Here is a 22,403-nt window from a genome sequence, read left to right on the forward strand (position 1 = left end):
CCCTCAGGCCAGGAAGTCCAGCAGCAGCCGGTGGAACTCCCCGGGGTGCTCGACGGCGGGCACGTGGCCGCACCGCCCGAAGACGTGGAGGCGCACGTCGGGGACGTGGTCGAGGAGGGGGAGTGCCGACTCGCCGAGCGGGGTGACGCGGTCCCGGGCGCCGTGGACCAGGAGGACCGGCGCGCGGATGGCCGCGAGGGTGGTCGGGGAGAGGGCGAGGTCGTCGACCCAGCGCTTCCGCGGCGGCGGGAAGAGCGCGGCGAAGGCGTCCTTGCCGGCCTCCATGGCCTCGGCCCGGGCGGCGACGGCGGCGTCGGTGACGAGGGCGGGGTCGTGGAGGAGCCGACCCAGCATGTCCCGGGCGCCGTGCGGTCCCGGGGGAGCGCCCCACAAGGCGTCGAGGTCGGGGGAGAGGGGAGCGCCGGGCGCCCCCATCGTGGAGACGGCGACGGCGCGGGTGACCCTCTCGGGGAGCGCGGCGGCGAGGGCGAGGGCGACCGCGCCGCCCATCGAGTGGCCCACGACCGAGTACGACGACGCGCCGAGCTCGTCCATCAGCGCGGCGGCGCGCTCGGTCCACACCTGCAGGCCGCCGCGGGACCCGTGCGGGAGCGGCGAGTGGCCGAAGCCGGCCTGGTCGGGCGCGATGCAGCGGACCCGGCCCGCGAGCGCCGTGGCCGTCGCCGACCAGGCTCCGGCCCCGGTGGTGCCGGGGCCGGAGCCGTGCAGGAGGAGCACGAACGGACCGTCGCCTACGTCGAGGAGCGAGACCGGAAGGCCCCCGACGACGACCGTGCGCCCCCCTGCCGTGAGCGCAGGAGTCCCGGCGCTCACGCGGTCGCGGAGCTGACGGACTTGTCGAAGACCTCCATCAGCACCCGGCCGAACTGCGGCATGTCGGGCCACCCGCGGCACGAGACCAGGTTGCCGTCGACCACGTCGGGTGCGTCGACGACGGTGGCGCCGGCGTTCTCCATGTCACCGGTGATCGGCGGGAAGCAGGCGGTCTGGCGGCCCTTCAGCAAGCCGTAGACGGCCGGCACCTGGGCGCCGTGGCAGATCAGCGCGATCGGCAGGTCGCGGGCGAAGAAGTGCTCGGTGATCCGGCGTACGTCGGCGTCGTCGCGGATCCACTCCGGGGCGCGACCGCCCGGGATGATCAGCGCGTCGTACGCCTCGACGTCGACCTCGGACCACAAGACGTCGACGGGCAGCTTGCGGCCGTCCTTCTCGACGTAGGCGTCGCACTCGGGGTCGAACTCGTGGATGACGAGCTGGATGGGCCGCATCGAGCGGTTGGCGACGTCGACCTGCCAGCCGCCCTCCTGGACGCGGTAGTAGGGGTACATGGTGTCGAGCTCTTCGGCGGCGTCGCCGGCCAGGAGCAGCGCTCTGGGCACGTCTCTCTCCTCGGGAGGTGGGCTGGTATCAAATCCGATCCGATCGAACCCGGATTGGGCTAAGAATCCCGCTCCACCTACGCGGCGTCAACCCCCAGATCCGGGTTGTGTGCGGGCGCCGCCCCGGTGTCTCAGGTCTCGTCGGCCGATGCCGCGGACGCCTCGGCGCGGTCGAGGAGGACCTGGAAGCGGTCGCGGGAGAGCAGGATGTGCTGCCGCATCGAGTACGCCGCCGCGTCGGGGTCGCGCGCGGCGATCGCCTTGAGGATCTCCTCGTGCTCGCCCATCGCCAGGAAGGTGACCTGGGTGTCGTAGACGAGCCGGAACAGGTGGACGTGGGCGTGCAGGCGGGCGAGCGCTTCCCGGACCAGCTCGTTGCCGGCCGCCTGGGCCACCAGGTCGTGGAGCGCGGCGTCGCGCAGGCCGAAGTCTCCGTAGGCCACCTGGCCGCCGCCCTCGACCAGCTCGGCCATCTCGTCGATCATCCTCCGCAGCTCGTTGACCTGCGCTTTCGTGGCTCGTTCGGCCGCGCGGCGGGCCGCTGCGGGCTCGAGCAGGAGGCGTACCTCGACCATGTCCTCGAACCGGTCGCGGGTGATCTGCGGGGGGATGCGGTAGCCCGCGTTGGGCACGCGGACGACCAGGCCGTCCGCCTCCATGCGGTTCAGTGCGTCGCGGATCGGGGTCTGCGAGACGCCCAGCTCGCGGGCCAGCGTGTCGATGGTGAGGCGGGCGCCCGGGACGATCCGCAGCGACATCAGCTCGCGCATCAAGGTCGCGTGCACCTCGTCCGCCATCCGGCCGCGGGTCTTCCCGTGGCGGGGCGAGCTGCTGCCGAGCCGGGTCGGCTCGGGGTCGTTCGCCTCGGTCGCGGAGTCGGGATCGGTCCGGACCAGTCGGTCGCCAGCCATGCGCGTTCCTTCCATGGAATCTTCCCCCGAGTCTGTTGACACGGCCTTCCAGTTCATGCATTGTTCACGAAATCGGATCGTATAGGAAATCGCCTGCTTCCAGAAGTAGCCGTTCCTCCGAACCGGTTCCCACGACCGATGGTCCCACCATCCCGAACCACGCAAGGGAGTCCCCCGTGAGCATGCTCGGCGTTCTGCGCGGTCCGCGTCAGGTCCTCTTCGGAGCAGGGCAGCGGCGCGCGCTCGGGACGATGACTGCGGGCCTGGGCCGACGTGCCCTGGTGTGCACCGACGCCCGGTTCGGCGCGACCCCCGAGTTCGCCGAGCTGGTCCAGGTCCTCGAGGAGGCCGGGGTCGGCGTGACGACGTACACCGAGGTGCTGCCCGACGTCCCGGTCCACCAGGTCGCCCAGTGTGCCGAGCTGGCCGCCGGCATCGGGCCCGATGTCATCGTCGGGATGGGGGGCGGCAGCTGCCTGGACCTCGCCAAGGCCGTCGCCGTCGTCCTGACCCACGGCGGTGACCCTGCCGACTACTACGGCGAGCTCCGCGTCCCCGGCCCCGTTGTGCCGGTCGTCGCACTCCCGACCACCGCCGGCACCGGGTCGGAGGTCACGCCGGTCGCGGTCCTGACGGATCCCGAGCGGGTCAGCAAGGTGGGCATCTCGAGCCCGCACCTGATCCCGCACACCGCGATCTGCGACCCGGAGCTCACCGTCGGCTGCCCGCCCGGCCTCACGGCGGCGGCCGGCGCCGACGCGCTCTGCCACGCGATCGAGGCCTTCACCGCCGTGCGACGTCCGGTGGTCGCGGAGGTCGGCACCGAGCGGGTCTTCGTGGGCAAGAACGAGCTGACCGACGTCTTCGCGCTGCTCGGCGTCCGCGTCATCACGGCCCACCTGCAGCGAGCGTGGTCCACGCCGGACGACCTCGTCGCCCGCGAGGCGATGATGCTCGGCGCGACGGCCGGCGGCTTCGCGCTCGGCAGCGCCGGCACCGCGGTGGCGCACGCCATCCAGTACCCCGTCGGGGCCCTGACCCACACCGCGCACGGCCTCGGGGTGGGCGCACTGCTGCCCTATGCGATGGAGTTCAACCGTCCGGCCCGGATCCCCGAGCTCGCCGCGATCGCCCTGGCGATGGGCGCCTCGCCCGACGCCTCCGCCGAGGACCTCGCCACCGAGGCGATCGACCGGGTCGCCGCGCTGCTGGACGCGGTCGGCATCCCTTCCTCCCTCGCCGACCTCGGGCTGCCGGCCGACCAGCTGCGCTGGACCGCCGAGCAGGCGATGGGGGCCCAGCGGCTGGTGGCCAACAACCCCCGGCCGCTCGACGTGGACACCGTCGAGCAGATCGTCCGGGCGGCGTACGCCGGCGACCGCGCCGCGCTCCGCGACTCCTCCGCGGCCGTGCACGACCTGGACGAGCCCGACCTCACCGCAGCAGGAGGTGCGCGATGACCGCGTTCGCACAGCCCGCCCAGCCTGCCGTCGTGCCGGGCCTGGCCCAGCCGACCGACCTCCTCATCGGCGGTGCCTGGCGCGGCTCGGCCACCGGGCGCCGCCTCGACGTGAGCGACCCGGCGACCGGGACAGTGCTCACCTCCGTCGCCGACGCCGACCCGCAGGACGGGGTCGCCGCGGTCGACGCCGCAGCCGCGGCCGCGGCCGGGTGGGCGGCGACGTCCCCGCGGCACCGGGCCGGCGTCCTGATGCGCGCCTTCGACCTCATGCAGGAGCGCAGCGAGGCGCTCGCCCGGCTGATCAGCCTCGAGAACGGCAAGGCGCTCGGCGACGCCCGCGCCGAGGTGTCGTACGCCGCCGAGTTCTTCCGGTGGTACGCCGAGGAGGGGGTGCGGCTGCGCGGCCAGCTCGGCACGGCACCCTCGGGCGCCAACCGGCTGCTCGTGTCCTACCAGCCGGTGGGCGTCAGCGTGCTCGTCACGCCCTGGAACTTCCCGGCGGCCATGGCGACCCGGAAGATCGCGCCGGCGGTGGCCGCGGGCTGCACGACCGTCCTCAAGCCGGCCGCGGAGACCCCGCTCACCGCACTGGCGGTCGCCGCGCTGCTCGAGGAGGCCGGCCTTCCCGCCGGCGTCGTCAACGTCGTCACCACCTCCTCGCCCGGCCCCGTCGTCGAGGCGATGCTGACGCACCAGCGCACCCGGATGGTGTCGTTCACCGGGTCCACCGAGGTCGGCCGGGTGCTGCTGGGGATCGCCGCCGGCCGCGTCCTCAAGACCGCGATGGAGCTCGGCGGCAACGCGCCGTTCGTCGTCCTCGACGACGCCGACCTCGACGCCGCGCTCGACGGCGCGATGGTGGCCAAGATGCGCAACGGCGGCCAGGCCTGCACGGCGGCCAACCGCTTCTACGTCCAGGGCGGGATCCACGACGCGTTCGTCGACGGTCTCGTCGAGCGGATGGGTGCGCTCACCGTCGGCCCCGGCACCGACGACGCCACCGACTGCGGACCTCTGGTCAACGCAGAGGCGGTGCGCAAGGTGGACGAGCTGGTGTCCGACGCCGTCAGCCGGGGCGCCCGCGTCCTGCTCGGCGGCAGCCCGGGCGAGGGCCCCGGCTGCTTCTACCCGCCCACCGTCCTGGTCGACGTACCCGCAGACGCCCGCCTGCTGCGCGAGGAGATCTTCGGGCCCGTGGCGCCGGTCGTCCGGTTCGACGACGTGGAGGCCGTGCTCGGCTCCGTCAACGACACCGAGTACGGCCTCGTCAGCTACCTGTACTCGGCCGACCTCGCCCGTGGCCTCCGCCTGGCGGAGCGCCTCGAGAGCGGGATGGTCGGCCTCAACCGAGGCCTCGTCTCGGACCCTGCCGCCCCCTTCGGCGGCACCAAGCAGAGCGGACTCGGCCGCGAGGGGAGCACCGAAGGGCTCCTCGAGTTCCTGGAGGCCCAGTACGTCGCGACGTCCTGGTGATCCACGAACGAGAACAGCACCACCCACAACCACCACCACCCGCAAGAACCTGAGGAACCACGAGCCGAACCACCCGCTCGCGAAGGAACGAGGAGACAACAATGCGATTCGCCAACCGATCCCGAGGGCCGGCCCGTCGCGCCCGGCTGGCGGGGGCCACCGCCGTCGCGATGCTGGTGAGCCTCGGGCTCGCCGCGTGCGGGGACGACTCCGAGCCCGCCAGCAAGGAGGCGCCGTCCGAGCTCGACGACCTGACCGACGACCCGGTCACCCTCAACTTCATCTGGTTCGAGTGGCCGCCGGCGCAGGCGCTCGAGGACTTCGCGAACGCGGAGTACACCAAGGAGCGCCCCAACGTGACCATCAAGGTCGACACGGTGCCCAACGCCAACTGGCACGACGCCATGTTCACCCAGTTCGCCGCGCGCCAGACCGACTTCGACATCGCGGTCCTGGACTCGCAGCACATCGGTGAGGCCGTGACGAACGACAACATCCTCGACATCACCGAGTTCGTCGAGGAGAACATCGACACCGATGCCTACGACCCCTACCTCCTGGCGGCGTACGGCCAGTACCCCCAGGCCGAGACCGGTCAGCGCGACGAGGACGCGAGCCTCTACGGCCTGCCGTTGCTCGGCGACACGTGGACGATGATCTACCGCAAGGACCTCATCGGCGAGGAGCCGCCGAAGACCTGGGACGAGATGATCGCCGCGGCCAAGACCTGCCAGGACGAGAACCCCGGTGTCAGCGGGCTCGCGTTCCACCAGTCCAACGGCTCCGACGCAGCAGCCGTCACCTACAACACGGTGAACGGCGTGTACGGCGGCAACCTCTGGGAGTCCAAGGACCGGAAGATCGAGGGCGTCATCAACGACGAGGCCGGGCACAAGGCCATGGACGTCCTCGTCAACCAGATGAAGCCGCTCACCGCGAAGGGCTCGGGCAACTGGTTCATCGACGAGGTCAACGCCGCCGTCGCCCAGGGCAAGGCGTGCATCGCCTTCCAGTGGATCGCCGCGAGCGGCGGTCTGCTCGACCCGGCCCAGTCGACGCTCGGCAAGACCCGCGAGGAGATCCTCGACAAGCTCGGCTTCGCGACCCTGCCGTCCCAGGACGCCGACGTCGTGCCGCTGGGCGGCATGGGGATGCACGTCTCGGCGTACACCTCCGAGGCCGAGCAGCTCGAGGCGCTGAACTTCATGCGCTGGTTCCAGCAGCCGGAGGTCCAGAAGAAGTGGGCTGCCGCGGGTGGCGTGCCCTCGCGCACCGACGCGCTGCAGTCGCCGGAGTTCCTCGACGCCGCACCGTTCAACGTGGTGTACGCCGAGTCGGTCCCGCGCCTGCGCGACATGTGGAACGTGCCCGAGTACGCCCGCCTGATCGACATCGAGAACACCAACGTGAACGCCGCGCTCAACGGCGCCAAGGACCCGCGTGAGGCTCTCGACGAGATCGCCCGGCAGCAGCAGTCCGTGCTGGAGTCCAGCGGCGGGCTGGACTGACGGCCGATGACCTCGACGCTCGAGACCCCGGAGCAGGAGGCGACCGTGTCGCCTCCTGCTCCAGGGCGGCTCTCCCGCCTCGGCGACCGATGGCTCGCGATCGGGTTCATCTCGCCGGCCATGCTGCTGCTGCTGGCGATGTCGGTCTTCCCGTTGCTGTGGGCGCTCTACCTGTCGTTCACCGACTACTCGGCAGCGCGGGACGTGCCGGCCAGCTTCGTGGGCTTCGACAACTACGCGGAGGTCCTGACCTCCTCGCAGGTGCGTCAGCGGGCGTTGACGACCTTGATCTACGTCGTGGGGGCGGTCGGCCTGCAGACCGTCCTGGGTTTCAGCATCGCCTACCTGATCTCGCGGCGGACCCGCGGCCGGGGCGCCCTCACCACGATGTTCCTGGTGCCGATGATGCTCTCACCGATCGTCGTCGGTCTGTTCTGGCGGTTCATGCTCGACACCCAGTTCGGCGTCGTCAACAGCCTCCTCGGGTCGCTGGGCCTCGGCCAGGTCGAGTGGCTGACCCAGCAGCGGACCGCGATGCTGTCCCTGGTCGTGGTCGACACCTGGCAGTGGACGCCGTTCATCATGCTCATCGCACTGGCCGGCCTGACCGCCGTCCCGAAGTACCTCTACGAGGCGGCGGCGATCGACCGGGCGTCGGAGTGGTTCCGCTTCCGCTACATCACGCTGCCGCTGGTCTGGCCGCTGCTGCTCATCGCCGTGATGTTCCGCGCGATCGAGGCCTTCCGCCAGTTCGACACCGTCTACATCCTGACCAACGGCGGTCCGGGGGTGTCGACCGAGACGCTGTCCTTCCACGTCTACAAGGTCGCGTTCCTCGGCTTCGACACCGGCACCGCATCGGCGTACGGGATCTTGATGGTCCTCGTCGTCATCGTCCTGGCGCAGTTCTACCTGCGCTACCTCAACAAGCTGAAGGAGGGGTGATGGCGCTCTCCGTCGACGAGGCCGTCCCCGGTCCGGCTTCCGAGCCGGGCCCGCGCGGTGATCGAGGGCGGGCTGCTGCTCCTGCTGGCGGTGGCCATGCTGTTCCCCGTCCTGTGGATGGTTGAGACCTCCATCAAGGACGGCCGCGACGTCTACGCCGTACCCGCGCAGTTCATCGGGTTCGACGCGACGCTGGACCACTACCGCGACGTCTTCGTGAAGCCCGGCGGTGGCCGCTCCGACCTCTCGGTCGCGTTCCTCAACTCCGTCATCGTCGCGGGTGCCTCGACGGCGCTGGCGACGCTGCTCGGGGTGCCGGCCGCCTGGGCCTACTCGCGCTTCACGCTGAAGGCGAAGAAGGACCAGCTGTTCTTCATCCTCTCGACCCGGTTCATGCCGCCCGTGGTCGTCGTGATCCCGATCTTCCTCATGTACCGCGACCTCGGGCTCATCAACACCAAGCTCGGCCTCGTCCTGATCTACACGGCGTTCAACGTGCCGTTCACGATCTGGATGATGAAGGGCTTCATCGACGAGGTCCCCGCGGAGTACGAGGACGCCGCGATGCTGGACGGCTACTCGCGGTTCCAGGCGTTCTACAAGGTCACCCTCCCGCTGCTCGTCCCGGGCATCGCAGCGACGGCGGTGTTCGCGCTGATCTTCTCGTGGAACGAGTTCGTCTTCGCGATCTTCCTCACCTCCAGCTCGGACGTGCGGACCGCACCACCGGCGATCGCCGGCCTGATCGGCGGCACGACCGTCGACTGGGGCCTGGTGGCTGCGTCCGCCGTGGTGTTCGCGCTGCCGGTGCTGGTGTTCACCTACCTCGTCCGCAAGCACCTGGTGGCGGGCGTGACCCTCGGGGCGGTGCGTCGCTGATGGCCGGCATCGAGGTGAGCGCCCTGCACAAGCGCTATCCCGACGGGACCGTCGCGGTCGACCGCGTGGACCTGTCCATCGGCGACGGTGAGCTCTTCGTCATGCTCGGCCCGTCGGGCTGCGGCAAGACCACCACGCTGCGCGCGATCGCCGGCCTGGAGCGGCAGACGTCGGGCGACATCCACATCGGGGACACGTTGCTCAACGACCTGGAGCCCGCCGAGCGGGACATCGCGATGGTCTTCCAGTTCTACGCGCTGTACCCGCATCTGCGCACCCGGGACAACCTGGCCTTCCCGTTGCGGGCCGAGGGACTGCCCGCGGCCGAGGTCCGGGAGCGGGTCGACGAGGCCGCGCGGATGATGAAGCTCGAGAAGCTCCTCGACCGGCGCCCCAACCGGCTCTCGGGCGGCGAGCAGCAGCGCGTCGCGCTGGCGCGTGCACTCGTACGACGACCGCGGGCGTTCCTCATGGACGAGCCGCTGACCAACCTCGACGCGGAGCTGCGTGCCGACATGCGCACCGAGATCAAGCACCTCCAGGCCGAGCTCGGGACCACGATGGTCTACGTCACCCACGACCAGGTCGAGGCCATGTCGCTGGGTCACCGGATCGCGATCCTCAACCAGGGCCGGGTCGAGCAGGTCGGTACCCCGCTCGAGGTCTACCAGCGGCCGGCGAGCCTCTTCTGCGCAGGGTTCATCGGGTCACCGCCGATGAACCTGCTCGAGGTCGAGGTGGCCGACGGCGCGCTGCGGGCGCCGGGCGGGCTCACGCTCACCCCGCCGCCCGGTCTCCCGCGCGMCCGSCAGCTGGTCGCCGGCGTACGGCCCGAGGCGCTGGAGGTCACCCAGCCCGGGGCAGAGGGCGCGGTCCCCGCCCGGATCGTGTCCGCGGAGGCGCTGGGCGACGAGATCATCTACGTGGTCGACCACGGCGGCGAGCGCGACGTACGGGTGCGGATGCCACCCACCGTGCGGTTCGGCGAGGACGCCCCGGTCGGCCTGCGGCACGCGGGCGGCACCCCGCCCGTCTACGACACGACCACGGAAGAGCTGGTGGCCTGATGGGAACCGTGAGCGCGCAGGGGCTGCGCAAGTCCTTCGGAGACGTGCAGGCGCTGAACGACGTGACGCTGGAGGTGCCCGACGGGTCCTTCTTCGTCGTGCTCGGTCCGTCCGGGGCGGGCAAGACGACGACGCTGCGGGCGCTGGCCGGGCTGGAGCGGCTCGACGCCGGGACCGTCCACCTCGACGGGCGCGACGCCACCCACGACCCGCCGGCCGCCCGCGACCTGGCCATGGTGTTCCAGAGCTACGCGCTCTACCCCCGGCAGACCGCGTTCGAGAACATCGCCTCGCCGTTGCGCGCCCGCAAGGCGCCGGCGGACGAGATCCGGGCCGCGGTCGCGCAGGTCGCCGAGCTCCTGCACATCGAGCGGCTGCTGGACCGGCGACCGGCGCAGATGTCCGGTGGCGAGATGCAGCGGGTCGCGCTGGCGCGTGCGCTCGTACGACGGCCACGGGCGTTCCTGATGGACGAGCCGCTGACCAACCTCGACCTCAAGCTCCGGGTCGAGATGCGCACCGAGCTCACCCGCATCCACCGCAGCCTCGGCGGCACGTTCGTCTACGTCACCAACGACCAGGTCGAGGCCCTCTCGATGGCCGACCACCTCGCCGTCCTGCGTGACGGCACGGTGCAGCAGGTCGGCACACCGACAGAGGTGTACGAGCGCCCGGCGAACAAGTGGGTCGCCGGCTTCGTCGGCAGCCCCCGCATCAGCCTGCTCGCCTGCCACGCCGAGGGCGACCAGCTCATCGGCGCCGAGGGGTGGAAGCTGCCGCGGCCGCAGTGGGCGACGGCCGAGGACGGCCGCCCCCTCCTGCTGGGCCTGCGGGCCGAGGACCTGTCGGTCGAGCGCCGCAGCGACGTGGCCCTGGACGGCGAGCTCTACGGCCTCGAGCCGCTGGGGGACCGGACGCTGGTCGACGTCAAGATCGGCGACGCGATGGTCAAGGTGAAGGCCCGCCCCACCGTCACCGGGACCCGCGGCGAGCGGATGTCGGTCGTCGTCGACCTCGACCGCGCCCACCTCTTCGACGCCGACACCGGCCTGGCACTGGCCGGGACGGGGCGGTGAGCCCGGCGGGCGGGTCCGCTCAGCGGCAGCCGATCTGGCGCGTGGTCTCCTCGAGGCCGTCGTCGTCCAGGGCCTTCAGCAGGACGACCCCGCGTCGGGGCGCGATCCAGGACGTGCGGTTGAAGGACTTCAGCGTCGGACGGAACTCCGACTTGAAGGCCGCGACGTACCGCTTCTTCACGTTGCTGATAGTCATCGACGCGAAGGCCAGCTTCATGCCCACGGCGCGCACCTGGGTGCGGTCGTCGTCCGCAAGCGGGATCTGGCGCTGCCCGAGTCCCTTGATGCGGAAGGTCGCCTTGGTCGTCATGGTCCGCCCGCTCTTGAGGAGCACCCGCGCTTCGCGGGCCGGGAGCGTCATGGAGAGGGTGAGCGTCCCCTTCTCGGCCAGTCCTCGACGCATCCCGCTCGGCGACGGGTAGGTCATGCGCATGACCATGCGGTAGGAGTAGCCGTCCTCGCGGTCGGACGTCGTCTCGCGGAGGCCGACCTTGCCGCCCCGCAGCAGCGTGTACCGGCTCGGGCCCTCGCTGCTCCGGATGACGATCCGCCTGCTCGTCTTCTCCGCGACCCTGCTCCACTCCGTGTCGACCTCGTCGCCGATGAAGTCCCGCACCTCGTAGGTGCACTTGACGCCCACGGCGGGGTAGTAGCCGAGCCACGGGTGCCTCGCTGCTGCGCGCTCCGCACTCGGCTCGGGGTGGGCCGGCGTCCCCGGCGCCACGAGGGCGAGGGACATCAAGGCAACGGCAAGGAGACGAAGAGGGTTGCGCACCGCCCGATCTTAGGTGCGGACTGGCCGGCGCACGTCGGTTACGCCAGATCTGGCCGGTGACGGGGACGTGATCCTCGGCCTGTCGGCTGGTTGCGGTCGTGCGAACGCCCGAGCGAGCGGAATGTGCCGCCACGCTCGGCGGACCGCCTACGTGCGAGCCCACGGCGGCGCGCCCAGCGGGAGACAGACGGGGTTTGCTCGGGCTCCGGCGCGGCTGCCGACGTACCGAGAGGACCCACGCGTGGGCCGTACGCACGACGCCGCCCCGTGTGAGGGTGGTCGCGGGAGGTACTGCTCCTGCACGTCGTGGGGAGTCCCGCGACCTTCGGGGGGAGAGAACAAATGGATATCGAGAACAGCCTGCAGAATGCCCTGGACAGGTTCATCGGCTTCCTGCCGAACCTGATCGGCTTCCTGGTCCTGCTGGTCATCGGGTGGATCGTGGCGAGACTCGTCCGCACCGCGGTGCGCAAGGGCCTGGCCATGACTGGCATCGACGACCACATGCAGCGGTCCCGTGCGCACGGTTACGTCGAGCGGGCACTGCCCGGTGCCAGCGTGTCGCACGCGGTCGCGCTGGTCGCCTTCTGGTTCGTGCTGGTGTTCTTCGCGGTGGCTGCGGTGACCGCCCTGGACATCCCGGAGCTCACCAGGTTCATGAACGACGTTCTGGCCTACCTGCCGAACGTCCTCGTGGCGATCGCCATCTTCGTCGTCGCGGCCCTCGTCTCCGGCGGTATCGCCGCTGCTGTCTCCCGGACGATGGGTGACACGCCCACGGGGCGGATCGTCGCGACGGTGGCTCCTGCCGTCGTGATGGTCATTGCGCTGTTCATGATCCTCGAGCAGCTCCAGATCGCACCTGAGATCGTCCGCATCGCGTTCGCGGCCACCATGGGGGCGCTCGCGCTGGGTCTGGCGCTCGCCTTCGGGCTCGGGGGACGCCCGGTGGCCCAGTCGATGCTCGAGGACGCTTATCGGAAGGGCCGTGAGGAGGCCGAGCGCACTCGTTCGCGACGTCACGCCGGGCAGGCGAGCACGAGCGCCGCACCTCCCGCGCGCCAGACGCCGCCGCCGACGCCGCCTCCGGGCGTCACCGATCCCAGCACCAGTACGCAACAGTTCGACCCGACGACCACCTGGTCGACAGAAGGCCGCGGCGAGCGTCCCTGACGCCCGAGTGCCGGCAGGGGCTTCGGACCCCTGCCGGCGACGGTCGCGTCCTGGGAACCGTGTCCTCGACCTGCACCACAGGGGCCACGCCTCATCCTGGGTGGCGGTCCCGGACGCTCCGATGGCAGATGTCGTCGAGGGCGCTGACCGTGGCCTCGAGCGCTTCGACACGTTCGGCGAGGGCCTGGTGCCTCTCGGCGAGGTACGTGAGGGCGTCCGCGAGGCGTTCGACGCTGTAGGTGAGCGTCCTGATCGACTCGGCGTGGTCGTCTACCACGGCGATCCCCTTCGGTGACTGCGAGGGGATCGTGGCGAGCTGCCTGCGTGGTGCCGGCACGAAACCGTCGCAAGCAGCTGGGTCCAGCTACTGCTGTCTGCCGGTGCGGCAGGCCCTTCCGCCAGCGCCGCTGGCGACGGCACCGGGAGCGTCCCTTGGTCGTGGTCCCACACGCGACCGGCCGTGCCTGGCGACGCCGGCGGAAGGAGTCATGGTGCGCACCGCGGGAGCTCATGGCCTCCTGCCCTCCCCGGGTGCGCCGCCCGATCTCGGCGCACGTTGTCAGACAACCTGTGCCTCGAGGATCGGCCGCCATACGGGTCCGCGCTGGTGATGCGGCCTATCGGTTCCGCTGGTGTCGGCCACAAACTCCGGAGATCCTGCCGGGCTGTGCCGTCGGCGCCTTGGCGTGGCCCCGACGAGGCGCTCTCCGCCGACAGGTCTGGTCGGTCCGCTCCCCAGACCGTCGCGGTCCCAGGTCGCAACCAGAGTGCCCACCGGGCGGCTTCTCCCCGGGCCGGGCAAGCGCGAACCCCCGCCGGCGCTCCTGGGGAACACGCCGACGGGGGGTTCGGTGATCGCGGTCAGGGGCGGGTTCCGCCCACTGGATCAGATGTCGTAGTTCTGACGCCGGGTGGCCCCTGACCTGCTCAAACGCTCGATTTCAGGGCTCGTGGGCCGCGCCGTGGCCGCACGTCACCGAGTCGCGACACGCGCCGGCGACGGCAGTTCGATCCCAGTTTGACCCTTTCACGGCTCTGGCCACGGTCATGAAGCCAAACCCCGCGTGCTCAGACATCATCGTCGTCGCCCTCGTCTGGCTCATCGTCCTCCGTGAGGCCTTCGTCTGGTTCTGCGTTGTCTGCGTCGTCTGGGTCGGGCTCCGGCGTCTGGTGCCCGAACACGGCGTCGACGGCGCGCTTGGTGCGCTCGGCACTGTCCTCGACGAGGTGGGTGTAGGTGCGCAGGGTGAAGCCTGGGTCGGCGTGACCGAGGTATTCACTCAGGGCCTTGATCGACTCACCTTCATGGAGCGCTGTGCTGGCGTAGAAATGCCGGAGAGCGTGGCTGCCGTTCTCGCGTGTCATGGGCACCCCCGCTCGCTTCAGCGCCGGCTTCCAGATGAACGTGTTGATGTAGTTCCGGCCCAGCGCCTTCTTCTCGCGGCTGTACAGGAGTAACGAGAAGGTCGTGGGCTTCCCATCCGTCCTGTCCCACGGGAGCGTTACCTCGATAGGTGGGTAGGCGGTCATGTGCGCGTTGATCGCCTCCAGGACCGCGTCGGGCAGCGGAATGTCTCGGACCTTCCGTCCCTTCGGCAGGCCGAACATCTGCTTGTTGCCGACCAGCTTGACCTGGCGCCGAACGTGCACCTCACCACGGTCGATGTCGATGTCCTCGGGGGAGAGTCCGAAGATCTCGCCCTGCCGCATGCCGAGTCCGGCACCGAGCCAGACCATGAGTTGGTAGCGCGGCGGCAACTCGTCGCGGACGGCGAGCACTCGATCCCGGGTCCAGGGCACGACCTTGTGGTGCCCGCGCTTCGGGCGGCGGACGGACCGCGCTCGACACGGGTTCGCGACGATCAGGGCGTCGTCGACCGCCGCCGTGAAGACCGTCGACACGTTCGCGAAGATGATCAGTCGATAGGACGGCGCGAGATCCGTGAGCGTGCGAAGCCAGCCCTGGATCGTCGATGGCTGGATGTCGTTCAGATTCCGTTTCCCGAGCACCGGAAACGCGTGCAGGCGGAACCTGAGCTCGACGGCGACGTGGGTGCCTTCATCGAAGGTTTGGGCCGCGAGCCACTTCCGGGCGTAGGTCTCGAAGAGGATCTTGCCCGCGTCAGGGTCGACGTACTGACCGCGCACGAGATCGGCTGAAATCGTGGCCGCGAAGCGGTCTGCGTCGACCTTGCGTTTGAAGCTCTTGTTGCGCTCCTTGCCGTCCGGACCGCGCCAGCGGACGCGGTAGGACCTCAGGACCTGGCCGTTTTTCCCGCGGCGCTCGCGCCGTTCAACGTGGGCCATGGCGATCCGCCAGATGTTCGTCCAGCCATGCGCGCACAGCGGCCGGCTCGTACCGGAGGTGCCGGCCGACGCGATAGGCCTCAGGGCCGGCGCCCTTGTGTCGCCACTGGTAGAGGGTCGCCACCGGAATGCCGAGGAACTCGGCAACCTCGTCCACCGAGAGCAGACTCTCCATCTTCTGCCTTTGCCGGGGAACGGACGCCTTCGCGCTAGAAACCTGGGACATCGGGCTGCGCTCCCTTCTCGAGCGGACGGTGAATCAGGGCGGCATGGAGATCGATCCGGCTCGCGCCTGGCGAAGCCGCGACGGGCTTTGCCGGCGGCCGCAGGTGCTCACGCGCGGTTCTGATGACCTCGAGGTCGGCCGCACGGGCGACTGGCACGAAGCGCTCGCGAACGGGGTGGACCAGCCGTCCCTCGCCGCTCACCAGCCGCGGGACAGTCACGCGCTGGACGAATGCCCCGCGCTCGACACCGGCTTCGAGGACATCGCTGATGCGCTCGTCGATGCGGCGGAAGAGTGTCTGGAAACCACCGAGCATCCGCGGCTCGATCACGGTGTCGGCTGGCAACGCCTTCATTCGGCTGACCGCGTTCGCTGCCTCTGTCGTGGCGCCGGCCCCATTGCCGAGTCGTCCTCCGACGTTGCGGAGCTCGCGCTGCATCCGCGTGTACGTCGCGGTGCGGGCTCGCCATTGCTCGGCCAGCTCGGGATCGACGCGTTCGGCGTACGGAACTAGTTGCGAGCTGAGGAGGCGCTGGGAGTCGACGATCAGACGCAGGTTCATGGCGTTCGGGAACGACTTCAGTCGGACCAGGAGGTTGTGCTCGGCCTGGAGCACTCCGAGGATCCCCGGCTTGGCCGGTCCGCGGATCGGCTTGGTCCGCGGGCGCCATCCGGTTTGGTCGACGCTGTAGTCGGGCTGCCCGAGACTGACGTCGAGCGCCGTAGCGAGTGCGGCCCACCCGAGGCGATCGCAGCCAGGGAGCGACTCCCAGTCAGGTGTGTTCCGATAGCGACGATCAAGCACGACCAGTGCTTGGCTGATCGCCGCGACGTCGCCTGCGATGGTTCGGGCCTGGGCTGCCGTGAGGTGGACCGCCAGGTCGGGCGCGGTGTCGTGCTCCGCGAGTGCCGCGGCCCGGGCCGCCAAGCGCCAGTGTTCGACGACGTCGTTCGAGCTTGGCGTCGCGAGCTCAGTACTGGACGCGGCGGGCGCAGTTGCCTGGTCGCGAGCGAGTTCGAGGGCCCGCGCCAGCTCGCTGATTGCCGCGCCGTGCTCGGTCGTCGCGCGGAACGGGTCCGCCGGCTTCGGCGGGATGTTCGGGAACGTGAGCGGCTGTGCCACACGGATGGCTTGCGCGCACCAGACGATGAGCGCGTGCCTGAAGCGAAGGATCTGCTGCCCGACCTCAGTCCGCTCGGCGGGCGAGTCAGCGGGGAGGCGGTGCATTACCCGGTGCTGGCGCAGGAGCGCAGCCAACTCCGTGCGCATTTGGGCACCGTTCTCGCCATACATCAGCCGATGTCCAGATCGTGTGCGTCGACGAGCATTGCCAGGATGAGCTCGACCGACAGGGGGTCGACGCCGTAGTTCTCGAGCTCCTCAACCGCGTTGCTCGCGACGGCGAGCAGGATGTCGCGGTCGTCCGTGAGGTCCTCGGTGTTGAGCGCCGGGCAGTCGTCGGCGTGGACGCGGTCGAGTTCCAGGAGCACCCGCTCGTAAGCGGACGACGCCTCGAGGGTCAGAGCCTGGTCGGCGAGGGCGGCGACGTACGACCTGGCTTGGGCGAGGGTCTGTGTGTGGTGGAGAAGCATGTTCCCTCCTTCAGGGGTCGGGAATCGACCGTGCGCCGGTGATCGCTCTCAGTCGTCTTGCGGCGCGAATGCTGTGGACGAATGTGGGCGCGACTCGGCCATGGCACGTATCCGGCTCACCCAATGAGTTCCTGATTCGCGATTGCCTCGATCCGGCGACGACGCAGAACGTCTTCGCGGATGAACTCGACGAAGTCCTTGTTGCGGTCGCGGATCTCGATCTCGCCGCCTTCATCAGCGGGGAGATCACCGGGCCAGGTGGTCTGCCTAGTCGGGCGGTCGCGGTCGAGCCGAGTGCCGCAGATCGAGACCCAGTCCCGAAGTCGGCTGCGAGCTTCGGCGAAGTCCCGCATCCAGCTGATCGGAGCCGACGGCGATGCCGACTCGTGGTAGCAGCTGAGCCAGTGGCAGTGCAGCGCCGACAGTTCCCAGACAAGCTCGTCGTGGCGATGCCAGTACGGCGGCACGATGTTCGGCGGGAGACCGAACGTGTTCTTGAGCCACTTGACCCACTGGTCCAGGTCGTGCCACTCGATCTCGGCCTGCTCCGCGTCCAGCAGGTTCCAGTTGATCGGAACCGGCGGTCGCTCCAGGAGATCGGCCACGCTGCGGTAGCCGTCAGGGTCGTTGGGCTCGTCCGGGTACGGACTCATGGCGAGCCCGATCAGAGGCCAACGGCGGGCGGCTGGGGCACGGATGTCAGGGACCGGTCAGCAGCGTGCCGGCCGCGCTGGACGACGTAGTCAGTCTTGTTGACGTTGTGGCCGATCTTGCGGGCGACGAACTCCTCCTTGATGACGCTGCCCTCGCGGCCGTCCACCTCGTACTCGTGGACGTAGCCGCTGGCCACGAAGGAGTCGCCCTTGCGGAAGCGGGCGTAGGTCTCGCGGGCCGTGCTCTCGAAGGCGACCATGTCGTGGAAGGTCGGGTCGAGCTTCGTGAAGCTCCCGTCGACCTCCTTGCGCCACTGCTCGATGCCGACGCGCATGCGGCAGCACTCGGCGCCGGCCTTGGTGAAGTGAAGTTCGGGTGCTGAGGCGATGAAGCCGACCAGGCTCATCTGGGTGGGGATGGACATGCTGCCTCCTGATATCGAGCGGACTCCGGTTTAGCTCCGCGTTCAGTCATCAGGTGCGTTGGCCCTCCCAGCAGATGCCTGTTCCTTGACGGGAGCAGGCGCGTCGCTCGGTTCGGCAATGTGGAGCGCAGAAGGCCCCGCAGAGTGGATCATGTGGTCCATGACCGCTCCGCTCGAACTTCGACTCGCAGGCGGTGATCCATCGGTGGCAGTGATTTTGTGTTCCGCGCTTCCGCGGATTACGCCGACGACTTGACCACAACGCTTCAACGCGCGGGCTTCCATGCAGAGGTTCCGCTCTCGCATGCAGCCCACGGCCAGCAGGCGATTGAGATTCTCGTGAGCCTCGGGAAGGCAGCGGCAGGAATCGATGCCCTCGCGAAGGTTCTCGCTGCTGTTCTGGCAAGGCACGACAAGAAACGCGTTGTGCTTCCTGACGGGACCACCCTGGACGGCTACGGCGCAGCCGGCGTTAGCAAGGTTCTCAATGCGCTTCACGGCAACGGTTCCGGGTCAGCCCCGGATCCGGGTCCGTCAAGCGGGATGTGACCGCCGGGCGTCAGCACCGCCCGATCCTTGACGCATGATCCAAGGTCGGAGGTCCGCAACGAGTGGCGGAGCGCTACGCAAGAGCACGAGCCCGGTACCGAACGGGAGGGTGCGGATCCGCTCGGGCGGCATCACTGGCGCCCGTCGGGTCGACCGCTGTAGAGAGCGGGCGCCGTAGTCGCTGATCGTCACTGTGTCGGAGCGCTCGTCGCGGTCGCCGATGAGTACAGAAAGTTCCTGGAGGTCCTTGGAAGCCGACGCTCCGCCGAGGATGACTTTGACGATCGAGGCGTCCCAGATCGTGCTGGCGGCGTGGTCACCCCATTTGTTGCGCGCCTGTGAGAGCGACTGGAGGACGGGCATCGTCGTGATGCCGGTCCCGCCGCCCTCCGCCATGAGGACTGGAAGGGAGGGGAGCGGGGCGAGGTTGCCGATCTCGTCGAGCGCCAGAAGAAGCGGGGGATCAAGCCGTGCGCCGGTGGAGCCGGCCGCGAGGTGCCGGGCGACTTCGGTGAGGTCCTCAATGAAGGCCGCCACGAGTGGCCAGGAAGCGCCAGCGCCGGCGCCGGTCCCCAGTAAGTACAGCGTCCCGTTCTGCAGAAGGAAGTCGCGCGGATCGAAGGCGTCGTCTGGGTCGGGACTCACGGCGTCGAGCACAGCCGGATCGGCCAGGCACGCGAGGGCTTGGCTCACCGCCATCCAGATCGAGTCTCGGGTGCGCGGGTCGGCGTTGATCATCCCGTCGAGAGCATCCGACCAACCTGGCGCGGCTTCGGGTCGGCTGGCGAGGATGCCGACCGCATCGAGCGCAGCCGAGGGCGACAGCGACCACTCGAAGAGTGCGCGGGTGGGTAGACGCTCGATCGCAGCCGCGTGGAGCAGGGATTGGAGTGCTGATCTCGCCTTCCCCTCCCAGAAGCCACCGGACTCGACTCCGCCGGACGACAGACCGGTCGTCGATGCGAGACCGGCAGCTCGGATCATCGCGGTTAGTGGCTGCTCGCAGCCGCGGATGGGGGACCAGCGGACTCCGGTCCCGTCGACGATAGGGAGTCCTGCAGTGAGGTGCTGCGGGTCGAAGACCGCCACCGGTCCGCGTTTCTTACGGGCCGCAATGGTGGCGACGATGTTGTCGGGGCGGGTGGACGTCGTGACGACGGCACCGGGCGCGTCGAGGATCGCGTTGATGACGAGGTGCAGGCCCTTGCCGGACCGGGGCGGTCCGATGACCAGGATCGAGTCCTCGACCGAGGCCCAGATCTCTCGGCCGCAGCTGCGCCCGAGCAGGTAGCCGACATCCTCCGGCCGCGGCCGGCCGATCGAGGGGCGGAGGGTCTCGCCTCTGCGTACGAGTGCTCGCTTTGACGCCACCAGGTCGATGTCGCGGCGGGTGGCGATGCCCTCGATCTTGTGAGGATCCTGCTTGGTGCGGTGGCGCAGTTGCGCGATGACGGTCCAGACGAGCCACGCAGCGATGGCGACCAGCGTCAGCATGGCTGCGACGACGAGCCAGTACGCCGCGGCGGACAGGCCGGGTGTGCCGAGCGCCGTTCCGGGGTGCCCTGGGTCAGTGAGGACACGAAGCCCGCTGGCCATACCTCCGCGGGGCCCCGGCGCACCGGCCAGGAACGCTGCGACCTCTCCGGCGACTCCGAGGGCGAGCCCAAAGCCGAAGAGGGCGGTGAGACCCATCAGAGCAAGGTTGACGAGCTCGTCATTCGCGCTGCGAGCATTCGGATTCATGCCTGCGCCTCGACTGGCGCGACCGTCAGCGAGGTCAGACCGAGGAGAACCAGCCCTTGGCGTGTTCCGGTCAACAGCGCCGGTGGGAGGTTGATTGCGGCATTGCCGTTGGCATCGGCTTCCTGGCGTGCCACGACGTAGGCGAGGGCGACCTGTTCGCCTGGGCGGAAGCCGGCGCCGGCAAGTGCCGCTGTGGCTGTCTCCGGCTCGGGCTCCATGGCATTCGGAGCCGTGCTCTCCGCGGGAGTCTCGATGTCCGAGTACGTCGTGCCGTCAGCCTCGTGGACTTCGACACGCACAGCAGTGCCGAGCCTCGCAGTGATCTCGTCGAGGACCGATCGGAGGTCGCTGCGAGACAACCTTCGATCGTCGGCGTGTGGCTGCCCGTCGACGCTGACCTCSAGCCGGCCGGCGTTGTCGATGTCGAAGCGGACGGTGGTGAGGACGACTGGGACCTTCATAGCCCGATAACCGATCCGTCGCGACGCGTGCCGGTGATGGCAGGCGCCATCCCAGCTCGGTGGCTGAGTGGCTCTCGATCGAGACCGGGCGGGGTGCCGTCGCCGACCTTCTGGGTGTCGAGCTTGTCGAGCACGCTGAGCGCCGTGTTCCTGACCCGCTCGGCCGTCGACTGGACGACCTCGACCGGCGTCTTGCCGGGGACGCTCGCTGCCCACGTCGAGACGTAAGGGACGGTGTACGACGAGGTGTCGAGCCCGTGCGCTGCGCCGACCATCAGCGCGATCGACTCCGCTTCGACCTCCGCGATCCCACGGTGCAGGGTCGCGTCGGCGGCGAGGTCTGTGGAGATGACGTTCTCCTGAGGAGGGTGGAGAAGGACATGTCCGAGCTCTTTTCTGCACCAAAGCGAACCGGCTGGCTCATCGCGGCCTATCACGTCACTCAGGTGTGCCGGGCGGCCCCGAACGTGCTAACCCGCACTGGATGGTTGGATCTCGCATCGAGATCCTATCTCGGGCTGGGCGTCTCTTGTCCGACCGATCGCAGCGTGCGTCCTGCTGCAAATTCCGCACGCGGGGGTCCATCCGCACTACGCCTAATAACTCCCATCTCGCATGTCGACGCAGCAGTTCCCAGACACTATTGAATCGAGGCGGCAAGATCCTTAATCGTCTTGATCTCTGGCCAGCCGTCGTCGCCGGGGGCGTACACGTTCGCCAACCCGGCGTCGGTCTCGATGAACAGACCCTGAGGTGCCGGTTCAAGGATGGGCTGGCCAGGATCGCCTTCTATGAACTGAACATCGGACGTGTATCCGAAGATCGCGACGTTATGGCCAACGGGAAGTCCTGCGCGGAAGGGTTCGACCCCGACGTTCTTTGCGCGGCGTACCACGAAGTACGTCAACTCGGCCGGCTCGCCTTTGGGTTCCTTCCAAACCTCTAGAGGTCGGACTCCTACAACAACTCCGCCTTGGCCGTCGAACTCGTTTCTGATCATCGCGAGCTCTACGGAGACCACCTCACCCATGATCGCGACGTCAGCGTCAGAAAGCATGTCCTTCGGTGTTTCGAACGGCTCGTACCGAGCCGAGGACGTGTCGCGTAGATGCGCGACCAGAGCAGCAGAAGGACCTGCGCGTTCCGAGTCCGCCACCGGCGAGTTCGCCTGTGAAGTGGCTTGAGTCTTCTCGTTCGAGCATGCCCCTACCCCGAAGAGCACGGCAATACTCAGCGTCGCGGCGAACCATCGCTTTGCCATGTCAACCGTCCCTTCTCGTTAGATCAGAACCACGGGTTGATGTGGTCATCGATGTGGTGAGCGCTATAGCGACGCCACTTGAGCGCGTTTGGTGGATTGGAGGTTGACACGTTCTCCATGCAGTCGTCCTGGGTCGAACCGTGCGACAGGCCTGCGGTGTGCCCGAACTCATGGCACGTTGTTATGGTCTGATCGATCTCGTCGTCCACCCCTTGATTGACCGTTGCCAAGTCGACGCGGACGTAATTCTGGTCGCACTGATTTGTCGGAGGGTCGCTTTCGTAGTCGTCGCAGTCGGTCCACGCGAGTGCCCCAGATGCGATATTCCCCTGAGTCCACACCACATCCGTCTCGCCCGCGCCCGTCAACTGGCAGGKCGAACTGGAATTGACGTTAACCTGCGTGGGATCAAGTGCGTTCCATGCTGCGGCGTCGATGTTCTCCTCGAGGTCAGCAGACACGGAACTCCCCAGACAATACGAGTGCGGATCCTCATCGGGGTGCGCACCAGTGTTG

At 69.1% G+C, this 22,403-nt stretch carries 25 protein-coding genes; 9 read left to right on the plus strand and 16 right to left on the minus strand.

Features of this window, described 5'->3' with window-relative positions:
* Positions 1-3: 3 nt before the first annotated feature.
* The 3 genes from L615_RS20635 to L615_RS20645 all read right to left on the minus strand — a co-directional run bounded on the left by L615_RS20635 (position 4) and on the right by L615_RS20645 (position 2,311).
* The gene (locus L615_RS20635) at positions 4-738 is read right to left on the minus strand and encodes an alpha/beta fold hydrolase (protein ID WP_222430643.1); all 735 of its coding nucleotides are present in this window, start codon (positions 736-738) and stop codon (positions 4-6) included.
* A 92-nt stretch (positions 739-830) separates the two neighbouring features.
* On the minus strand, positions 831-1,400 hold the full coding sequence (locus tag L615_RS20640) for a DJ-1/PfpI family protein (protein ID WP_028655455.1): 570 nt from the start codon (positions 1,398-1,400) through the stop codon (positions 831-833).
* A gap of 131 nt (positions 1,401-1,531) precedes the next feature.
* On the minus strand, positions 1,532-2,311 hold the full coding sequence (locus L615_RS20645) for a GntR family transcriptional regulator (RefSeq protein WP_084255046.1): 780 nt from the start codon (positions 2,309-2,311) through the stop codon (positions 1,532-1,534).
* A 182-nt stretch (positions 2,312-2,493) separates the two neighbouring features.
* Between L615_RS20645 and L615_RS20650 the strand changes: the two genes are divergently transcribed.
* The 7 genes from L615_RS20650 (at position 2,494) to L615_RS20680 (ending at position 10,721) form a co-directional block, all read left to right on the plus strand.
* On the plus strand, positions 2,494-3,771 hold the full coding sequence (locus L615_RS20650; RefSeq protein WP_261376797.1) for an iron-containing alcohol dehydrogenase: 1,278 nt from the start codon (positions 2,494-2,496) through the stop codon (positions 3,769-3,771).
* The gene (locus tag L615_RS20655) at positions 3,768-5,246 is read left to right on the plus strand and encodes an NAD-dependent succinate-semialdehyde dehydrogenase (RefSeq protein ID WP_145726330.1); all 1,479 of its coding nucleotides are present in this window, start codon (positions 3,768-3,770) and stop codon (positions 5,244-5,246) included. Before L615_RS20650 ends, L615_RS20655 begins: the two co-directional genes overlap by 4 nt.
* A gap of 101 nt (positions 5,247-5,347) precedes the next feature.
* A complete protein-coding gene (locus tag L615_RS20660; RefSeq protein WP_145726331.1) occupies positions 5,348-6,754 on the plus strand; it encodes an extracellular solute-binding protein in 1,407 nt (468 codons plus the stop codon).
* A gap of 6 nt (positions 6,755-6,760) precedes the next feature.
* On the plus strand, positions 6,761-7,699 hold the full coding sequence (locus L615_RS20665; RefSeq protein WP_028655452.1) for a carbohydrate ABC transporter permease: 939 nt from the start codon (positions 6,761-6,763) through the stop codon (positions 7,697-7,699).
* 57 nt (positions 7,700-7,756) lie between these two features.
* Positions 7,757-8,578, plus strand: a complete 822-nt coding sequence (locus tag L615_RS20670; protein WP_222430644.1) for a carbohydrate ABC transporter permease — start codon at positions 7,757-7,759, stop codon at positions 8,576-8,578.
* A complete protein-coding gene (locus L615_RS20675) occupies positions 8,578-9,645 on the plus strand; it encodes an ABC transporter ATP-binding protein (protein ID WP_145726332.1) in 1,068 nt (355 codons plus the stop codon). Before L615_RS20670 ends, L615_RS20675 begins: the two co-directional genes overlap by 1 nt.
* Positions 9,645-10,721, plus strand: coding sequence for an ABC transporter ATP-binding protein (locus tag L615_RS20680; RefSeq protein ID WP_145726333.1), 1,077 nt, complete (start codon positions 9,645-9,647; stop codon positions 10,719-10,721). The genes L615_RS20675 and L615_RS20680 overlap by 1 nt, the downstream gene beginning before the upstream one ends.
* A 19-nt stretch (positions 10,722-10,740) precedes the next feature.
* On the opposite strand, the gene L615_RS20685 is transcribed toward L615_RS20680, so the two are convergent.
* Positions 10,741-11,460, minus strand: a complete 720-nt coding sequence (locus L615_RS20685; protein ID WP_145726334.1) for a hypothetical protein — start codon at positions 11,458-11,460, stop codon at positions 10,741-10,743.
* Positions 11,461-11,838: 378 nt separating this feature from the next.
* Here L615_RS20685 and L615_RS20690 point away from each other — a divergent pair, with 378 nt between their 5' ends.
* A complete protein-coding gene (locus L615_RS20690; RefSeq protein ID WP_145726335.1) occupies positions 11,839-12,669 on the plus strand; it encodes a mechanosensitive ion channel family protein in 831 nt (276 codons plus the stop codon).
* 91 nt (positions 12,670-12,760) lie between these two features.
* Here L615_RS20690 and L615_RS20695 read toward each other — a convergent pair whose 3' ends face one another.
* The 7 genes from L615_RS20695 to L615_RS20725 form a co-directional block, all read right to left on the minus strand.
* The gene (locus L615_RS20695; protein ID WP_028655445.1) at positions 12,761-12,946 is read right to left on the minus strand and encodes a hypothetical protein; all 186 of its coding nucleotides are present in this window, start codon (positions 12,944-12,946) and stop codon (positions 12,761-12,763) included.
* Between the two features lie 791 nt (positions 12,947-13,737).
* Positions 13,738-14,976, minus strand: coding sequence for a site-specific integrase (locus tag L615_RS20700; protein ID WP_084255024.1), 1,239 nt, complete (start codon positions 14,974-14,976; stop codon positions 13,738-13,740).
* Complete coding sequence (locus tag L615_RS20705; RefSeq protein ID WP_028655352.1) at positions 14,963-15,151, minus strand: AlpA family transcriptional regulator; 189 nt, start codon at positions 15,149-15,151, stop codon at positions 14,963-14,965. Before L615_RS20705 ends, L615_RS20700 begins: the two co-directional genes overlap by 14 nt.
* A gap of 34 nt (positions 15,152-15,185) precedes the next feature.
* The gene (locus L615_RS20710; protein WP_145726336.1) at positions 15,186-16,496 is read right to left on the minus strand and encodes a hypothetical protein; all 1,311 of its coding nucleotides are present in this window, start codon (positions 16,494-16,496) and stop codon (positions 15,186-15,188) included.
* Positions 16,496-16,795, minus strand: a complete 300-nt coding sequence (locus tag L615_RS20715; RefSeq protein ID WP_028655354.1) for a hypothetical protein — start codon at positions 16,793-16,795, stop codon at positions 16,496-16,498. The genes L615_RS20710 and L615_RS20715 overlap by 1 nt, the downstream gene beginning before the upstream one ends.
* A gap of 116 nt (positions 16,796-16,911) precedes the next feature.
* Positions 16,912-17,448 (minus strand): hypothetical protein, encoded by a 537-nt coding sequence (locus L615_RS20720; RefSeq protein WP_145726337.1) that lies wholly within the window; start codon positions 17,446-17,448, stop codon positions 16,912-16,914.
* A gap of 11 nt (positions 17,449-17,459) precedes the next feature.
* A complete protein-coding gene (locus tag L615_RS20725; protein ID WP_028655356.1) occupies positions 17,460-17,873 on the minus strand; it encodes a single-stranded DNA-binding protein in 414 nt (137 codons plus the stop codon).
* 219 nt (positions 17,874-18,092) lie between these two features.
* On the opposite strand from L615_RS20725, the gene L615_RS20730 reads away from it, so the two are divergent.
* Positions 18,093-18,422, plus strand: a complete 330-nt coding sequence (locus L615_RS20730) for a hypothetical protein (protein ID WP_183097481.1) — start codon at positions 18,093-18,095, stop codon at positions 18,420-18,422.
* On the opposite strand, the gene L615_RS20735 is transcribed toward L615_RS20730, so the two are convergent.
* The 5 genes from L615_RS20735 to L615_RS20755 form a co-directional block, all read right to left on the minus strand.
* Entirely contained in the window at positions 18,408-20,165 is a 1,758-nt protein-coding gene (locus tag L615_RS20735; RefSeq protein WP_145726339.1) for a TraM recognition domain-containing protein, read from the minus strand. The two genes, L615_RS20730 and L615_RS20735, sit on opposite strands and share 15 nt — an antisense overlap.
* On the minus strand, positions 20,162-20,626 hold the full coding sequence (locus L615_RS20740; RefSeq protein WP_028655357.1) for a hypothetical protein: 465 nt from the start codon (positions 20,624-20,626) through the stop codon (positions 20,162-20,164). The genes L615_RS20735 and L615_RS20740 overlap by 4 nt, the downstream gene beginning before the upstream one ends.
* The gene (locus L615_RS20745) at positions 20,623-21,063 is read right to left on the minus strand and encodes a hypothetical protein (RefSeq protein ID WP_261376796.1); all 441 of its coding nucleotides are present in this window, start codon (positions 21,061-21,063) and stop codon (positions 20,623-20,625) included. The genes L615_RS20740 and L615_RS20745 overlap by 4 nt, the downstream gene beginning before the upstream one ends.
* 203 nt (positions 21,064-21,266) lie before the next feature.
* On the minus strand, positions 21,267-21,887 hold the full coding sequence (locus L615_RS20750) for a hypothetical protein (RefSeq protein WP_145724280.1): 621 nt from the start codon (positions 21,885-21,887) through the stop codon (positions 21,267-21,269).
* Between the two features lie 23 nt (positions 21,888-21,910).
* A partial coding sequence (locus L615_RS20755; protein WP_222430443.1) for a hypothetical protein occupies positions 21,911-22,403 on the minus strand: 493 nt, incomplete at its 5' end.

Origin of the sequence: Nocardioides sp. J9 (assembly GCF_007829375.1) — a bacterium.
In the GTDB taxonomy this organism is placed as follows: domain Bacteria; phylum Actinomycetota; class Actinomycetes; order Propionibacteriales; family Nocardioidaceae; genus Nocardioides.

Excerpts from the sequence above, each read along its gene's own strand:
- L615_RS20750 (WP_145724280.1), bottom strand. The coding sequence starts at position 21,887 with ATGGCAAAGCGATGGTTCGCCGCGACGCTGAGTATTGCCGTGCTCTTC.
- L615_RS20735 (WP_145726339.1), bottom strand. The coding sequence starts at position 20,165 with ATGAATCCGAATGCTCGCAGCGCGAATGACGAGCTCGTCAACCTTGCT.
- L615_RS20725 (WP_028655356.1), bottom strand. The coding sequence starts at position 17,873 with ATGTCCATCCCCACCCAGATGAGCCTGGTCGGCTTCATCGCCTCAGCA.
- L615_RS20665 (WP_028655452.1), top strand. The coding sequence starts at position 6,761 with ATGACCTCGACGCTCGAGACCCCGGAGCAGGAGGCGACCGTGTCGCCT.
- L615_RS20710 (WP_145726336.1), bottom strand. The coding sequence starts at position 16,496 with ATGTATGGCGAGAACGGTGCCCAAATGCGCACGGAGTTGGCTGCGCTC.
- L615_RS20705 (WP_028655352.1), bottom strand. The coding sequence starts at position 15,151 with ATGGAGAGTCTGCTCTCGGTGGACGAGGTTGCCGAGTTCCTCGGCATT.
- L615_RS20655 (WP_145726330.1), top strand. The coding sequence starts at position 3,768 with ATGACCGCGTTCGCACAGCCCGCCCAGCCTGCCGTCGTGCCGGGCCTG.
- L615_RS20660 (WP_145726331.1), top strand. The coding sequence starts at position 5,348 with ATGCGATTCGCCAACCGATCCCGAGGGCCGGCCCGTCGCGCCCGGCTG.
- L615_RS20680 (WP_145726333.1), top strand. The coding sequence starts at position 9,645 with ATGGGAACCGTGAGCGCGCAGGGGCTGCGCAAGTCCTTCGGAGACGTG.
- L615_RS20715 (WP_028655354.1), bottom strand. The coding sequence starts at position 16,795 with ATGCTTCTCCACCACACACAGACCCTCGCCCAAGCCAGGTCGTACGTC.
- L615_RS20700 (WP_084255024.1), bottom strand. The coding sequence starts at position 14,976 with ATGGCCCACGTTGAACGGCGCGAGCGCCGCGGGAAAAACGGCCAGGTC.
- L615_RS20690 (WP_145726335.1), top strand. The coding sequence starts at position 11,839 with ATGGATATCGAGAACAGCCTGCAGAATGCCCTGGACAGGTTCATCGGC.
- L615_RS20720 (WP_145726337.1), bottom strand. The coding sequence starts at position 17,448 with ATGAGTCCGTACCCGGACGAGCCCAACGACCCTGACGGCTACCGCAGC.
- L615_RS20650 (WP_261376797.1), top strand. The coding sequence starts at position 2,494 with ATGCTCGGCGTTCTGCGCGGTCCGCGTCAGGTCCTCTTCGGAGCAGGG.
- L615_RS20685 (WP_145726334.1), bottom strand. The coding sequence starts at position 11,460 with ATGTCCCTCGCCCTCGTGGCGCCGGGGACGCCGGCCCACCCCGAGCCG.
- L615_RS20645 (WP_084255046.1), bottom strand. The coding sequence starts at position 2,311 with ATGGCTGGCGACCGACTGGTCCGGACCGATCCCGACTCCGCGACCGAG.